14 protein-coding genes and 2 pseudogenes are annotated in these 14,851 nt (G+C 64.3%); 3 read left to right on the plus strand and 13 right to left on the minus strand.

The genetic code is table 11. The features are described from left to right. The 12 genes and pseudogenes from EN745_RS15530 to EN745_RS15580 form a co-directional block, all read right to left on the minus strand. Positions 1 to 340: pseudogene (locus EN745_RS15530) on the minus strand (penicillin-binding protein); the annotation flags it as partial. 234 nt (positions 341 to 574) lie between these two features. After that, complete coding sequence (locus EN745_RS15535) at positions 575 to 1,264, minus strand: TetR/AcrR family transcriptional regulator (protein WP_127421697.1); 690 nt, start codon at positions 1,262 to 1,264, stop codon at positions 575 to 577. Beyond that, entirely contained in the window at positions 1,227 to 2,171 is a 945-nt protein-coding gene (locus EN745_RS15540) for a carbon-nitrogen hydrolase family protein (RefSeq protein ID WP_127421698.1), read from the minus strand. The genes EN745_RS15535 and EN745_RS15540 overlap by 38 nt, the downstream gene beginning before the upstream one ends. A gap of 3 nt (positions 2,172 to 2,174) precedes the next feature. Then, positions 2,175 to 2,552, minus strand: coding sequence for a hypothetical protein (locus EN745_RS15545; protein WP_127421699.1), 378 nt, complete (start codon positions 2,550 to 2,552; stop codon positions 2,175 to 2,177). A 2-nt stretch (positions 2,553 to 2,554) separates the two neighbouring features. Next, the gene (locus EN745_RS15550) at positions 2,555 to 3,550 is read right to left on the minus strand and encodes an amino acid permease (RefSeq protein WP_281034774.1); all 996 of its coding nucleotides are present in this window, start codon (positions 3,548 to 3,550) and stop codon (positions 2,555 to 2,557) included. Continuing rightward, a pseudogene (locus EN745_RS37495) lies at positions 3,457 to 4,023 on the minus strand (amino acid permease); the annotation flags it as partial. The gene EN745_RS15550 and the pseudogene EN745_RS37495, both read right to left, overlap by 94 nt. A gap of 382 nt (positions 4,024 to 4,405) precedes the next feature. Next, positions 4,406 to 4,726, minus strand: a complete 321-nt coding sequence (locus tag EN745_RS15555) for a protamine-2 (modular protein) (RefSeq protein ID WP_127421701.1) — start codon at positions 4,724 to 4,726, stop codon at positions 4,406 to 4,408. A 206-nt stretch (positions 4,727 to 4,932) separates the two neighbouring features. Next, positions 4,933 to 5,079: a hypothetical protein gene (locus tag EN745_RS15560; RefSeq protein WP_126058263.1), complete on the minus strand. Its 147-nt coding sequence runs from the start codon at positions 5,077 to 5,079 to the stop codon at positions 4,933 to 4,935. 132 nt (positions 5,080 to 5,211) lie between these two features. After that, positions 5,212 to 5,466, minus strand: coding sequence for a GlsB/YeaQ/YmgE family stress response membrane protein (locus EN745_RS15565; protein ID WP_126058262.1), 255 nt, complete (start codon positions 5,464 to 5,466; stop codon positions 5,212 to 5,214). A 284-nt stretch (positions 5,467 to 5,750) separates the two neighbouring features. Further along, a complete protein-coding gene (locus EN745_RS15570; protein WP_126058261.1) occupies positions 5,751 to 5,951 on the minus strand; it encodes a hypothetical protein in 201 nt (66 codons plus the stop codon). A gap of 17 nt (positions 5,952 to 5,968) precedes the next feature. Continuing rightward, a complete protein-coding gene (locus EN745_RS15575) occupies positions 5,969 to 6,589 on the minus strand; it encodes a ribonuclease D (protein WP_126058260.1) in 621 nt (206 codons plus the stop codon). 87 nt (positions 6,590 to 6,676) lie between these two features. Continuing rightward, the gene (locus tag EN745_RS15580) at positions 6,677 to 8,062 is read right to left on the minus strand and encodes a M20/M25/M40 family metallo-hydrolase (protein ID WP_127421702.1); all 1,386 of its coding nucleotides are present in this window, start codon (positions 8,060 to 8,062) and stop codon (positions 6,677 to 6,679) included. 447 nt (positions 8,063 to 8,509) lie between these two features. On the opposite strand from EN745_RS15580, the gene polA reads away from it, so the two are divergent. Beyond that, on the plus strand, positions 8,510 to 11,473 hold the full coding sequence (gene polA / locus EN745_RS15585) for a DNA polymerase I (protein WP_189363061.1): 2,964 nt from the start codon (positions 8,510 to 8,512) through the stop codon (positions 11,471 to 11,473). 1 nt (position 11,474) lies between these two features. Continuing rightward, positions 11,475 to 12,104 carry a LysE family translocator gene (locus tag EN745_RS15590; protein ID WP_245455381.1) on the plus strand — a complete coding sequence of 210 codons (630 nt, stop codon included), beginning with the start codon at positions 11,475 to 11,477 and terminating at the stop codon, positions 12,102 to 12,104. Between the two features lie 149 nt (positions 12,105 to 12,253). Here the strand turns inward: EN745_RS15590 and EN745_RS15595 are convergent, their stop codons facing one another. Then, a complete protein-coding gene (locus EN745_RS15595; protein WP_126058257.1) occupies positions 12,254 to 12,658 on the minus strand; it encodes a Fur family transcriptional regulator in 405 nt (134 codons plus the stop codon). A gap of 231 nt (positions 12,659 to 12,889) precedes the next feature. On the opposite strand from EN745_RS15595, the gene EN745_RS15600 reads away from it, so the two are divergent. Next, positions 12,890 to 14,851, plus strand: a 1,962-nt coding sequence (locus EN745_RS15600) for a caspase family protein (RefSeq protein ID WP_145992040.1), incomplete at its 3' end; no start/stop codon positions are given.

Raw genomic sequence — 14,851 nt, forward strand, 5'->3', positions numbered from 1 at the left:
AGACGATCTTGATGTTGGGCGCGCGGTCGGGGATCGACCAGGTGGTCGCTGCCGGCATCTTGGCGCCGTAATAGACGACGATGCCGGCCACCGCGATGCCGCCCCAGATGGCCAGCACGAAGCACCAGTAGGCCAGCCGGGCGAGAATGCCGAACAGGCCGCGCCGGCTGCGGTCGCGCCCGCGCCGCGACGACTTCCTGGCCGGTTTGCGTCTGGCGGCGGATTTGCGACTGCCCGGCACGACGCGATCCTCCTCGCTCACCGAGAACCCGGCCGGGGATTTCGCCTGGGGCGGCCCGTCGAAGCTCGGTTCGATGCGACTGTCTCTGCGGTTCGCCATGCGCTGCGCTTAATATCCCGGTGCTAATGGCGCTCGGGTGCAGACTAGATGCGGCGATTTAAGGGCGCGTTAAAGCAGGGTTTATGCAGGCTTTTGAAATTCCTTACGATTTTCTAAATCCGTTACCGCTGCGGGACCGACGACAGTGCTAAGCCATAAACTGGCGATTGCCGCCGACGAGTAGCCGATGTGTGGCGGAGAGCGTTCGCCAGCGAAGCGCTCCAGCAGAAACATCTACGTCTGCCCGCTGACGGTCCGGCTTCGTGTGCCAGAGATCAACTCGTCAAGATGAGCGGATTGCATGTTGCTCAGCCCGGCGAGTACGAACCGCGCACCGTCGCGCGCCAGCTTCTTGGGATCTCGATCAGGCCGTTCGTCCGCGTACTGGATGTGTGCGATCGTCACGTTTGCGATCAGGATGCGTATGAGCACCGGATCCGTGGCAACGAACTCGCCCGCCTCTATGCCCTGGCGGACAAGTTTCTCCAACGCGAGGTAGAGGGATTCGAGCTTGGCGGCCCAGTGCGCCAATTCCGGCGCACGCAATATATCGCTGCTGTAGAGTTCGGAAAGCGAGAGCGGCAGGCTCAGTAGCGTCTCGAGATCCCAGACCAGATAGTCATGAAGTCTCGCTGCCGCCGATCCAGATGCGTTCGCTGTCCTTTCCGCGACGACCACCGCATTGTCGAGGCTGAGAGAAAACAGCGCCTCGAGTATCGCCTGTTTGTTTGCGAAATGGTGAAACAGCGATGGCTGCCTGATGCCTACCGCAGCCGCGATCTGTCGTGTCGAGGTGGCCTGATATCCGTGGCGGCGGAAGAGCGCGCTGGCTTCCATGAGGATTCGTCGCCGGGTGTCGTTTGGCGCGAACTGATCCCAGTTTTGATCACTTGCTCCGATAGTCTGATCTGCCTTGCTCGCCATACCTCGTTCCCGGCCGATCGACGCCCCAATGCAGGATATCGGATCGGCTGTAGTGACCCGTTACGTCGAGATCGTGTTTGAACGCTATGGTCTGCGCAAGGTCAAGGTCACAGATGACGGGCGCGTCACCGAAGACCGGACCGACCAGGTATTCGCCATCGGGCCCGATGACCCCCGATCCTCCGGGAAACGAAGCGTCTCCCCCCGTCCCCTTTTCATAGGCCGCCCGCAGGTCCGGCGGCACGGCCTCCACAGGAAGATACGTCGCGGCGCTTGCGACGAAGCAGCGCCCCTCGAAAGCGTAGTGCCGGGAAGCAAGCTGGTGCGCCGACGGCATGTCCGGCCAAAGGGCAACATGAATCTGCTCGTCCTCGGCGTGCAGGGCCTGGCGGATGATGGGGTGGAAATGCTCCCAGCATACCATCGCGCCGACCCGCCCGGCCGCCGTTTCGTTCACGCGCAGGCCGTCCGCATCGCCCGGCGTCCAGACCAGGCGTTCGGTGTGGGTTGGAGTGAGCTTGCGGTGAACGGATACGATCGATCCATCTGCGTCGATCGTAAGCGCGCTGTTGTAAAGCAGCGCGGCGCTCGGCCGAGCGCGCTCATTGAGGCCGATCACCACGCACACCCCATTGTCACGCGCGGCGTCGCAGAGGGCCTGGACGTGAGCGCCGGGAACGGTGGCGCTTGCGGCCACCAGCTTCTGGAACCAGTGCCGCGCCTCCGGATCGTTCCAGCCGGCTAACCCGAAAACCCAGGCCGGATAGCCCCCGAGCCAGGTTTCGGGAAACACTACGAGATCGGCGCCTTGTGCCGCTGCGGCCTCGATCTCCGCTTTCGCAGTGGCGATGCCCGCGTCGAGATCGAGAAGGTGCGGGGGCCTCTGGCTGATGTAGATGCGCGTCATATTCTACCACCCCGTCAGCACGCGGACCGTGACCCAGACCCAGGCAAGAGCGAAAGTCGACAAGGCGGCGAAGTCGCCGACACCTGCAACCTTGTATCGCTGCGGAAAATCCGGCCACCAGCCCATCGCACCCGTCGAGATGACGGTATAGAAGCCGGTGACCAGCAACACCAAAGACGCATAAGAGTCGACGACGCCTGTCGCCTCCGCGGCGAGGAAGATGCCGCCGAGCACCAAAGCGTCGACGTGGCCCTGCCGCAGCCGCGCGAAGTTTCTGATGTATGCCCAGCCTGCCGGGCGCTCGAGCGACAGATACATGAGGATACCGGAGCAGCCTCCCATCGACAGCAGCAGCAGGCCGCCTTTGCCAAGAATGCCCATTTCTATTCCGCAGCCAGGTTCTTGCGACGCCACGCGCCGATGTAGATCACAGCCAGCGCGGCAACGACCGCAAAGACCCAGATCGCCGCCCAAACCTGCCAAACCGGAGCATTTGGCGGCGCCAGTTCGACGCGTGGCCAAGCTATGTTGATGGTCTCGAACAGCAGCCAGACCAAGGCGGCGACGTTGACCGGCGTGCCGAGCGCGCCGAGACGCAATGAGCCATCGGGGCGCCACTTGCCGCTGACGCGGGCGTAGAGCGCCGCCGCCACGACCAGCAGGAACGTTATATAGAGGCCTGCGGTGCCGAAGCTGATCATCGTTCCGACAGCCCCTTCGTTGAAGCCGAGAAGCAGGCAGGCCGAGGCGATGAGCGTCATGGTCGTCATGGCGACCAGCGGAACCTTTCTGCCTTCGCTGACCGAAGCCAACTTCCGGGAGAACGGAAGCACGCCATCCCGGGCGAGACTGAAGATGACGCGGCCAAGATAGGCTTGCATGGATATGCAGCAGGCGAAAAAGGTGATCGCCACCACGGCCAGAAACGGCATCCGCGACCAACCACCCAGCGAGGCGACCACCGTCGCCGTGACCGGATCCATTTCAGAGCCCGAGATCACGGCCTGGAGGTCGCCGGTCGCCAGGATGACGGCAACGGCGACCAAAACCACTGCGATGCCAACGACCGCCGTGGCGGCAAGGATGGCACGTGGGACGTTCGCGCCCGCGCCGGTGGTCTCTTCGGCGACCGACGCGCTCGCATCGAAGCCGACGAAGGCCCAACCGCAGACGGCGAGCGTGGCAAGCGCTGCTCCGAGCGAGGTCGGAGCCCCATCGAACTGAAGAGGACAGTGACATCGTGGGTTCGGAAGAACACCAGCAGCATCGAGCCGATAAGCATCGAAGCGATTATCTCGGCTGCGATGCCGAAGTTTACCGCCACGCGAACGACCTGGACGCCGCCGGCATTGACCAGCAGGGAAGCGAGCAGCACGCAGAACGAAAGCAGCATGTGCCCGCCCGGCGAGGGCTGAAGACCGAGCAACTGCGCGAACCACGGCGCCGCAAGGAACGCCACGGTAGCGAGCGCCGCCGACACGGCAACGAGGTATATGAGGCCTGTGAAGATGCCCGCGTCCGGCCCGATCAGCCGGCGCACCCATTGATAGGGCCCTCCTGCAATCGGGAACTCGGATGCGAGTTCCGCATAGACCACTGCCACCAGCACCTGGCCGACCAGGGACAGTACCAGCAGCCACACCCACATCGGCCCGGACAGGTTCATCCCGAGTCCGAAGATCGCATAGAGACCGACCACCGGTGCGACGGTGGCAACGCCGATAGAAAATGTCGAAAAGACGCCGAGTCCGCGCCGGAGCTGCTGTCGATAACCCAGCTCCTGCAACCGTGAAGCGTCCGAGCTCACTCGATCCAAGATCCCCTCCCTATCAATCGATAGTCTACCTATCATATGATAGGCTTGGATTGTTTTGTCAATCGGCTCACGACTCGCGACGTCGCGATGCTTGCTTGCAGCAGCTCTTCTCAAGTCCGGTGAGGTTCAGGGGCGCTTTCGCCGCTGGCCATCGACGCACTACGCCAGGATCCGTAGGACCTATTGCGGCGGTCGTGGCCTTAGGGGCGAGTCAAGTCGGTAGAATTTGAAAAGGATTGATAATCAAATGCTTGGCGAGGCACCGGCTTGGTGCTCGTCGCGGCCGCGGTTGCCCATGCTTTCTGGCGCCTCGTCCTGTTATCCGCCGCGCGTTGGCGGCGCGCTGCATGTTTGAACCGGCGATAAACACCCTGCCCCGGCGCGACCATCCGGCCGGGGCAGGATCAGCGCCTAATGGCTAAAGCCGGAACCAGATCCAGACGCGCCGGCGATAGCAGCGCCTGCGCAGGCGGCCGTACCGCCAGTAGGTGCGGCAGTAACGTCTCCAGGCGCGCCGCCGTCTCCTGCGCCGGCGCCAATAGCGATGCGAGACGGTTTGCAGATCCGCTTCGGTGCCGTCGTCCTCCCAGGCCTGCCTGTCCTGCGCCTCGAGCTCGTCGAGGATACCGCTTCTCGCGTCCGGAATGCCGGCCACGGCGCTGATGGGCCGAACCGCGCTGACGACTGCGGCCGCCCCCGCCAAGCCCAGCATTCCCGTCAAGAATAATCGGCGATCCATGAAAACCTCCCAATCTGCCAATCAGTGAACCGGGGTCCACGAAAGGGAAGTAGCGCGGCGGTTGCAAAAGCCCAGGGGTTCGCGCAGCGCCGGGAATAGCGCGGCGGTTCCTAGCGGCGTCAGCCTTGTTGCGAAGTTGCGGTGGCCTTGCCCGCCATCCTCACGGGTCGCCGCCACCGTCAAGGCCGGTGGCGCCGACCCTTTCGTCAATTCTGCTGGATCGAAATGCCCTTGTCGTCGATCTTGAGCTCGACGCCCTTCGGCCGGGTTTGCTCGCGGTAGACATAGACGCCGAGCGCGATGACCACGACCAGCAGCGCGCCGATGATCAGATAGAGCATGTTCTGCTTCACGGCGCATCCCTTCTAGTGCATCTCGACCAAAAAGTGCGCATCGGTTTTGGGATAACGGCATGCACAAAAACAAAAGACCTAAAGCGCGTCGCCTGACTCTGTTTCAGCACGACGCGCTTTCGCGGTCGGGCCTCACGCTCGCTTCAACACCTTGACCACCAGCAGCAGGATGATGGCGCCGAGCGTGGCATTGATGATGGCGGCGAGTATGCCGCCGCCTATGGCAAAGCCGAGCCTCGGGAACAGCCAGCCGGCGATGAAGGCGCCGATGATGCCGACGATGATGTTACCGATCAGGCCGAAGCCGAAGCCCGACACGACGAGGCCGGCGAGCCAGCCGGCGATGGCGCCGATGATGATGAAGATGAGAAGGCTTTCGATACCCATTGAGCTTTCCTCTGAGCAGGAGGGCGACGCCGGGGCGCGCCCCCCGAATCGGCCTCGATATCAACGGGTTCAGGCTAAGCCAAAGCAACCCCGCCCGCCAGCGACCAGCTCATCCGCGCCGCCTTTCCTGTAATTGCTCCAGAGGCTGTTGAGATTCAGGTCAGGCCGAGCCGAAAATGGTGGATTCCGATAACCGCAATGGAGCGGACTTTTGGGTCCGTGAGTACCGGAAGCGCAGGAATCCACCATTTGCAGGCCGGCATCACCTGAATATCAATAGCCCCCTAGTCGTCATCGTCGCTCACGGCAGGCCGCCAGCTGGTCGGCTCGACCTTTTTCTGCGTGGTGCTGTCGATATAGGTCCACCAGCCGCCGTCGCGAAATTGCGCGATCGACTCGTTGATCACCCCATTGCCGTCCTTCCAGTAGACGGTGACCTTGGAGCCGTCGGTCGGCGCGGTTGCTATCGGTTTCCTCTCCGCCATGTCGTCCTCCGAGGGCGTCAGCTATGGGCGAAGATATCCTCCTCGCCCCAGCCCATCAGGTCGAGTTTGGCACGCGTCGGCAGGAAGCGGAAGCAGGCGTCGGCCTCCTTCGTGCGGCCCTCGCGCGCCAGCCGGGCGGCCAGCACCTCGCGCAGCCGGTGCAGATAGAGTACGTCGGAGGCGGCATATTCGAGCTGTTCCGGCGACAGGGTCTCCGCCGCCCAGTCCGACGACTGCTGCACCTTCGACAAGGTGACTCCGAGAAGCTCGCCGCAAATGTCCTTCAGCCCATGCCGGTCGGTATAGGTGCGGGTCAAGCGCGAGGCTATCTTGGTGCAGAACACTGGTTCCGCCACGACGCCGAAGGCGTTGTAGAGCACGGCGATGTCGAAGCGGCCGTAATGGAACAGCTTGGTGACGCTGCGGTTGCGGAGCAGGCTGACCAGATTCGGCGCCTTCTTCTGGCCGGGCGCGATCTGGATGACGTCGGCGCTGCCGTCGCCCGGCGAGATCTGCACCACGCAGAGACGATCCCGATGCGGGTTCAAGCCCAACGTCTCGGTGTCGATGGCCACTGCCCCGACATTGTAGTGGGACAGGTCGGGCAAGTCGTTCTTGTGGAAGCGGATGTCGCTCATCATTGTCTCCGGATCGCGGCCTGCGCTGTTCGTTTCGTCCTCACCGCGATCCGACGAAAAATCAACAAAAACTTGTCTTTCGACCCCTCAGCGCGTCAGCGCGTCGAGAATACGGGCCCAGGAGCGCTGCCCTTTGTGGAACGAAGTGAGCTCGTATTTCTCGTTGGGCGAGTGAATGCGGTCATCGTCGAGACCGAAGCCGACCAGCAGCGACTCCAGGCCGAGATAGGTCTGGAAATCGCCGACCACGGGGATCGAGCCGCCGCCGCCGGTGATCACCGCCTGTTTCGCCCATTCGTCGGACAGCGCCTCCTTGGCCTTGGCCAGGAACGGCGAGTCGTAGGAGAGCTGGATCGCCGGCGAGCCGCCATGCGGATGGAATTCGACCGAGCAGTCAGCCGGGATGCGTTCTTGAACGAAAGCCTGGAACGCAGCCCGGATCTTCTCCGGGTCCTGCTTGTGGACGAGGCGGAACGACACCTTGGCCGAGGCCTCCGCCGCGATCACCGTCTTGAAGCCCTTGCCGGTATAGCCGCCGATAATGCCGTTGAACTCCGCCGTCGGCCGCGCCCAGGTCAGTTCGAGCAACGAGCGGCCCTTTTCGCCGGCGGGGATCGACAGGCCGATCGGACCGAGGAAGCTCTCGGCGGTCTCGCCGAGCGTTTCCCACGACTTCAGCACCTGCGACGGCGTCTCCTCGACACCGTCATAGAAGCCCGGGATGGTGATGCGCCCATCCTTGTCGTGGATATCGGCCAGGATCCCGGCCAGGATGCGGATCGGATTGGCGGCAGCCCCGCCATAGAGCCCCGAATGCAGGTCGCGATCGGCCGCTTTGACGGTGATTTCCTCGCCAACCATGCCGCGCAGCGACACGCAGATGGAGGGCGTCTCGCGATCCCACATGCCGGTGTCGCAGACGAGCGCGAAGTCGGTCTTGAGCTCGGCGGCATTGGCCGCGAGGAACGGCTTCAACGACGGCGAGCCGGACTCCTCCTCGCCCTCGAACAGGATGGTGATGCGGCAAGGCAGGCCGCCATGCACCTGCTTCCAGGCGCGGCAGGCCTCGACGAAGGTCATCAACTGCCCCTTGTCGTCGGCCGAACCGCGGCCGGTGATTATCTTGCGGCCAGGCTCGATCTCCTTGATCGCCGGCGCGAACGGATCGCTTTCCCACAATTCGATCGGATCGACCGGCTGCACGTCGTAATGGCCGTAGAACAGCACATGCGGCGCGCCCGCTGGCCCGTCGTGATGCGCCACCACCATCGGATGGCCGGGCGTGTCGCGCACGCTGGCGTCGAAGCCGATCAGCTTCAGCTCGGCCACCAGCCATTCCGCCGCCTTGTGGCAATCCTCGGCAAAGGCCGGGTCGGTGGAGATCGACTTGATGCCGAGCAGCCCGAACAGCCGTTCCAGGCTCTGGTCGAGATTCTGGTCGAGACGATCGAGGACGGCGGAGATTCTGGACATTTTCTGGCCTTTCGATTTTGCGCCGACCCTAAAGGGGCGAGCCGAAAACGAAAAGCCGGGAACGTTGGACCAAGCGCGTATGGCTGCGGAAAAATATCCAGACCGGTATGTCGGACCTCAAGACGAAAAAAGCCGCCGTGGTGGAGGGGGAACCACGGCGGCCTTACTCGAAACGTTGCGGCAGCCCGGAGAGGGGGGATAGGCTGCCGCAGTTGTCCGGGATAGGCGGGGGACGGGCCTTGCTCCGGACTTCGGCGAAAACTGCCGATGACCCATATTTGGGTCTGTGAACGTGGCGATTCAAGGGCACCAGTATTACACTTTTGTAACATGCCCGTGAGTGGCCGGATCATTCGGCGGCAGCCACTGTCAGGGTGTTGCCGGAACCGGTGGTTTCAGCCGCCTTTGGCATGGACCGCGCCGTCTGGCCGCGCTATCCCTGCCGGCATGAAAAAAGGCGATCATCTCTTCCTCGTTGACGGCTCCGGCTACATTTTCCGCGCCTATCACGCGCTGCCGCCGCTCAATCGCAAATCCGACGGCTTGCCCACCAATGCGGTGCTCGGCTTCTGCAACATGGTGTGGAAGCTGATGCAGGATGCCCGCAACACCGATGTCGGCGTGGTGCCGACGCATTTCGCCGTCATCTTCGACTATTCCTCGAAGACCTTCCGCAACGAGCTCTACCCCGAATACAAGGCCAACCGCTCGGCGCCGCCAGAGGACCTGATCCCGCAGTTCGGCCTGATCCGCCAGGCGACCACGGCTTTCAATCTTCCCTGCATCGAGATGGAGGGCTTCGAGGCCGACGACCTCATCGCCACTTATTGCCGGCTTGCCTGCGAGGCTGGCGGCGACACCACTATCATCTCCTCCGACAAGGATCTGATGCAGCTGGTCGGTCCCACGGTCGGCATGTACGACCCGATGAAGGATCGCCAGATCGGCATCCCCGAAGTGATTGAGAAATGGGGCGTGCCGCCGGAGAAGATGATCGACCTGCAGGCGCTCACCGGCGACTCGGTCGACAATGTGCCGGGCGTGCCCGGCATCGGGCCGAAGACGGCGGCGCAGCTTCTGGAGCAGTTCGGCGACCTCGACGCGCTGCTGGCGCGCGCCGCCGAGATCAAGCAGGAGAAGCGGCGGGAATCGATCATCACCAATGCCGACAAGGCGCGCATCTCGCGCCAGCTGGTGACGCTGAAGAACGACGTGCCGGTCGCCGAGGGGCTCGGCGACTTCGAGCTGCACGCGCCGGACGGGCCGAAGCTGATCGGCTTCCTCAAAACCATGGAATTCACCACGCTGACCCGCCGCGTCGCCGAATCGACCGGAACCGAGATCGGCGACGTCCAGGCCGCCGCCGTCACCATCGAGCGCGCCGATACCGCGCACGGACCCGATGTCGGAGCCGGCGCGCCGCCGGCAGCACGGTCCACGCCCGCCGGCAACGACGCCGACAAGCCCGCGCCGGGCATCCGGGCAGAAGACGCGCCGCCGCAGGGCGACACCCCTTCCCTGCTCTCGGCGCTTCGCCTGGAACAGGCGGCGGCGCGCAAGATCGACACGTCGGCCTATGTCGCCATTCGCGATGCGTCGGCGCTGACGGCCTGGATCGCCGAGGCACGGGAAGCCGGTGTCCTCGCCTTCGACACCGAGGCCAGCTCGCCCGACCCGATGCAGGCCGAGTTGATCGGCCTGTCCATGGCGGTCGCGCCCGGCCGCGCCGCCTATCTGCCGCTCGTCCACAAGAGCGGCACCGGCGACTTGCTGGGCGGCGGCATGCTGGAGAACCAGATCCCCGTCCGCGAGGCATTGGCGCTGCTGAAGCCTCTCTTGCAGGACAGGTCCGTTCTCAAGATCGTGCAGGACCTGAAATACGACATCGTCGTGATGAGCCGCTACGGCATCGAGATCGGCCCATTCGATGACACGATGCTGATCTCCTATGTGCTTGATGCCGGCACGTCCGGCGGCCACGACCTGGCCGGCCTCTCGGAAAAATGGCTGGGCCATGCCCCGGCCTCCAAGAAGGAGCTTGCCGGATCGGGGAAAAGCGCCGTCGGCTTCGATCAGGTCGATATCGAGCGCGCGACCGCCTACGCCGCCGGGCAGGCCGATATCACGCTGAGGCTCTGGCAGGTGCTGAAGCCCAGGCTTGCCGCCAAGGGCCTGGTTTCCGTCTACGAGCGGCTGGAACGGCCGCTGGTGCCGGTGCTGGCGCGGATGGAGCAGCGCGGCATCTCCGTCGACCGGCAGATCCTCTCCAGGCTGTCGGGAGAGCTGGCGCAGGGTGCGGCCCGCGTTGAGGAGGAGATCTACGGCATCGTCGGCGAGCGCATCAACATCGGCTCGCCGAAACAGCTCGGCGACATATTGTTCGGCAAGATGGGCCTGCCGGGCGGCTCCAAGACCAAGACCGGCCAATGGTCGACATCGGCGCAGCTCCTGGAGGACCTTGCCGCCGAAGGCCATGAACTGCCGCGCAAGATCGTTGACTGGCGCCAGCTCACCAAACTGAAATCGACCTATACCGACGCGCTGCCTGGCTTCATCCACCCCGACACGAAGCGCGTCCACACCTCCTACGCACTGGCGGCGACGACAACTGGACGTCTCTCGTCCTCCGACCCCAATCTGCAGAACATCCCGGTGCGTACCGCCGAGGGGCGCAAGATCAGGACCGCCTTCATTGCCGAAAAGGGCCACAAGCTGGTCTCTGCCGACTACAGCCAGATCGAATTGCGGGTGCTCGCCCATGTTGCCGAGATCCCGCAGCTGAAGCAGGCCTTCGCCGACGGCGCCGACATCCACGCCATCACGGCATCCGAGATGTTCAACGTGCCGGTCGAAGGCATGCCTTCGGAGGTGCGCCGCCGCGCCAAGGCGATCAATTTCGGCATCATCTACGGCATTTCGGCCTTCGGTCTTGCCAACCAACTATCGATCCCGCGCGAGGAGGCCGGCGCCTACATCAAGAAATATTTCGAGCGCTTCCCGGGCATCCGCGACTATATCGAGGCGACCAAGGCCTACGCCCGCGAATATGGCTATGTCGAAACCATCTTCGGCCGCCGCATCCACTATCCGGAGATAAGAGCCTCCAATCCCTCCATCCGCGCCTTCAACGAGCGCGCCTCGATAAACGCCAGGCTGCAGGGCACCGCCGCCGACATCATCCGCCGCGCCATGGTGCATATGGAGGAGGCGCTGGAGAAGGCCGGCCTGTCGGCCCGCATGCTGCTGCAGGTGCATGACGAGCTGATCTTCGAGACGGTGGAAGCCGAGGTCGAGGCGACGCTTCCCGTCGTGCGCCGTGTGATGGAGAACGCGCCGATGCCGGCGGTGTCGATGTCGGTGCCGCTGCATGTCGATGCGCGGGCCGCCGACAATTGGGACGAGGCGCATTGATGTGAACGCGTTGCTGCCGCCCTCGACAGCCACCGTCCTTTCCTTCTCGCTCGCATGCCTGCTGATCGAACTGACGCCGGGTCCGAACATGACCTATCTGGCGCTGATTTCCGCCAGCGAAGGACGCCGCGCCGGCTTTGCCACGGTGGCGGGTATCGCGTTGGGACTGGCGACCGTCGGCGCGGTCGCGGCCTTCGGCGTCGCCGAACTGATCCAGGCATCGCGGCCGTTCTACGAGGGACTTCGCTGGGCCGGGGTGCTATTCCTTCTCTACCTCGCCTGGGAGGGCTGGACCGCGGGAACGGACGTCGTATCGAGCGCCGGCGGCGCGCGCGGCAAGCATTTCATGCGCGGACTCGTCACCAATCTCTTGAACCCCAAGGCGGCGGTCTTCTACGTCGCCGTGCTGCCGACCTTCGTCGATGCCGGACGGCCGGTCCTCTCCCAGACAGTCCTGCTCAGCGCGGTCTATGTGGCGATCGCGACCGCTGTTCACGGCGTCATCGTCGCTCTGGCGGGGACGCTGGAACCGTTCCTCAACGATCCCCGCAGGGAGCGATTTGCCCGACGGCTGCTTTCAGCGCTGCTGGCGCTGGTCGCGTTCTGGTTCGCCTGGTCGACCAAGCACTGAAGCGATACGCTCCCGGGTTTGTTGAGTTTCAGGCCGAGCCGAGAACGGCGGGGTCCGAGAACCGGAGCGGAGCGTACTTGAAGTACGTGAGCACCGAAGCGCAGGAGCCCGCCATTTGCAGGCCGGCCTCGCCTGAAGAACAATAGACCCTAGGCGGCCTCGGCCCGGCACTTGGCGCAAACGCCGCGGAACTCGATCACCGCCTTCTTGGCGGCAAAGCCCGTCGAGCGCACCCATTCGTCGAGCCGGTGGTCGACATCATGGTCGGACATCTCGGTCACCTGGCCGCATGTGTCGCAAATGGCGAAGGCGGTCATCGAATGGCTGTGATCATGCGGCTCGGCGCAGGCAACGAAGGAGTTGAGGCTCTCCAGCCGGTGCACGAAACCCGACTTCACCAGCGTGTCAAGCGCGCGATAGACCTGCAGCGGCGCGCGGAAGCCACGTTCGCGCAGCTGGTCGAGCAGCATGTAGGCGCTAAGCGGTCCGCTGGCGGCCTCGAGCTTTTCGAGCACACACAACTGGTTCTTCGTCAGCACATCCCTTGCCGCCATGGTCCTGCTTCCAGTCAGCTTGCGTCGTCCGCACGCCATTTGCGCATGCAAGTGGCCTGAATTCCACTGAGATAGCGACGAACCGTCTTTTTTGCCACTGTTTCCGTCGCCATCGACGGCACCGCCTCAGTGGTTGGTCATCGCCATCGCGCAACCAGCCTTCAAAATACTGACAAAATCATCGATGAGGGTTGCGGCTGCTTGCGAATTCGATCGGGCTTGGGGGCATCCATGATCAGATTGACACGCCGGACGCTGCTTGCCGGCGCCTCCGCGCTGACGGCAGTCGGCACGCTGTCGTTTCGTGCGCTTGCCGCCCAGCGCACCTATTACGCGCTGCTGGTCGCTTGCACCGACTATCCGAACCTGCCGAAGAAGAACTGGCTGATCGGGCCGAAGAACGATGCCGGCCTGGTGCGCGACTACCTGCTGAGGAACACCCCGGCCCCGGTGAAGTTCGCGCCCGAGAACGTCACCCTGCTTGCCAAGGATGTCGACGGCGCCGCCGGCCTGCCGACGCACGCCGCGATCAAGGCGGCGCTGGCCAGCCTCGCCTCCAGGGTCAAGCGCGACGACTTCGTCTATCTGCATCTGTCCGGCCATGGCGCGCAGCAGCCCGAGGCGACCAACAGCGACGAGACCGACGGCCTCGACGAGATCTTCCTTCCCGTCGACATCGAGAAATGGGTCAACCGTGAGGCCGGCGTGCCCAACGCGCTCGTCGACAATGAGGTCGGCGCCGCGCTCGACACCATCCGCGACAAGGGCGCTTTCGTCTGGGTGGTGTTCGACTGCTGCCATTCCGGCACCGCGACACGCGCCGCCGAGGTCGACGACGAGCTGGAGCGCAAGGTCGAGTTCGCCGATCTGGTCGGCGGCAGCAAGACCGAGCGGGCGGCTGCGGTGAAGCTCTATGACGACATCACGGCGACGGCCTCGCGCGGCTTCGACGAGAACGGCCAGCGCAAGCCCGCCTTCAACCTGACGCCAACCGGCGCCGAACCGACCACGAAGGGCAAGCTGGTCGCCTTCTATGCCGCGCAGACGATCGAGACGACGCCGGAGATGCCGCTGCCCAAGGGCACCGCCGACGCGCCGCGCTTCGGTCTGTTCACCTTCACCATCCTGTCCAAGCTGGCGGAGAACCCCAACGTCACCTACCGCCAGCTCGGCCAGGCGGTGCTGCAACAATATTCGGCCGACAGCCGCACGCGGCCGACGCCGCTCTTCGAAGGCGAGCTTGACGCCCGCGTCTTCGGCACCGACAGGACCCACGCGGTGATGCAATGGCCGCTGGTCATCAAGGACGATGCGGCGACGATCGGCGCCGGGCTGCTCCAGCGCCTCGCCCCCGGCAGCAAGCTCGCCATCCTGCCATCGGCGCTGTCGCAATTGTCGGATGCGCTCGGCTATGTCGAGGTGCAGTCGGCCAGGAACCTCGAGGCTTGGGTGAAGCCGGTGGAGCTCGACGGCAAGCCGGCCCTGACGCTGGCCGCTATCCCGGCCAATGCCTATGCGCGCATCGCCGAACTCGCCGTCGACTACAAGCTCGTGGTGGCGCGCCCGGCGGCGACCGACGGCCTCGACAAGGAGACCGCGCTGGTCAACTCGGTTCTGGACGAACTGGCGGCCAGGGAGAAATCCGGATTCCACGTCGAGCTGGTCGAGCCCGGCAAGAGAGCCGACCTACGGCTGGCGGTGCTGCGCGAGAATGCGATTGCCGGCGCGGCCACCGATGCGACCGACAAGCCGGCGCTATGGTTCCTGCCGGCTTCCGGCGACGTGACGCTGAAGGACGGCGGCAGGCCGCCGCTGATCATCATCCGCCCGGATAACCGGGCAAAGCTGGCCGAGGCGGCGGCGAGGAACCTGACCACCATCTTCCGCGCCATCGGCCTCTCCAGGCTGGCCGCAGCGTCCGACTACCGGCCGGAAGAGGTCAGTGTCGAGTTCGAGATCAGGCGCCAAGGCGGCGACGCGCTGGAGCCGCTGCAGGCCTCGACCGTGCCGCGCGTCTCGCCGGGTGACGAGATGCACATCAAGGCCAGGAACGATTCCGACAAATATGTCGACATCAACGTGCTCTATGTCGGCAGCGACTATTCCATCACCCATATCGTCGCCGAGCGGCTGGCGCCCGCCAACGGCTCGCCGGATGCCGGCTTGCGGGAAGGACTGCTGGCCTTCACCGAC

Source organism: Mesorhizobium sp. M4A.F.Ca.ET.022.05.2.1, from assembly GCF_003998845.1.
Taxonomy (GTDB): Bacteria; Pseudomonadota; Alphaproteobacteria; order Rhizobiales; family Rhizobiaceae; genus Mesorhizobium.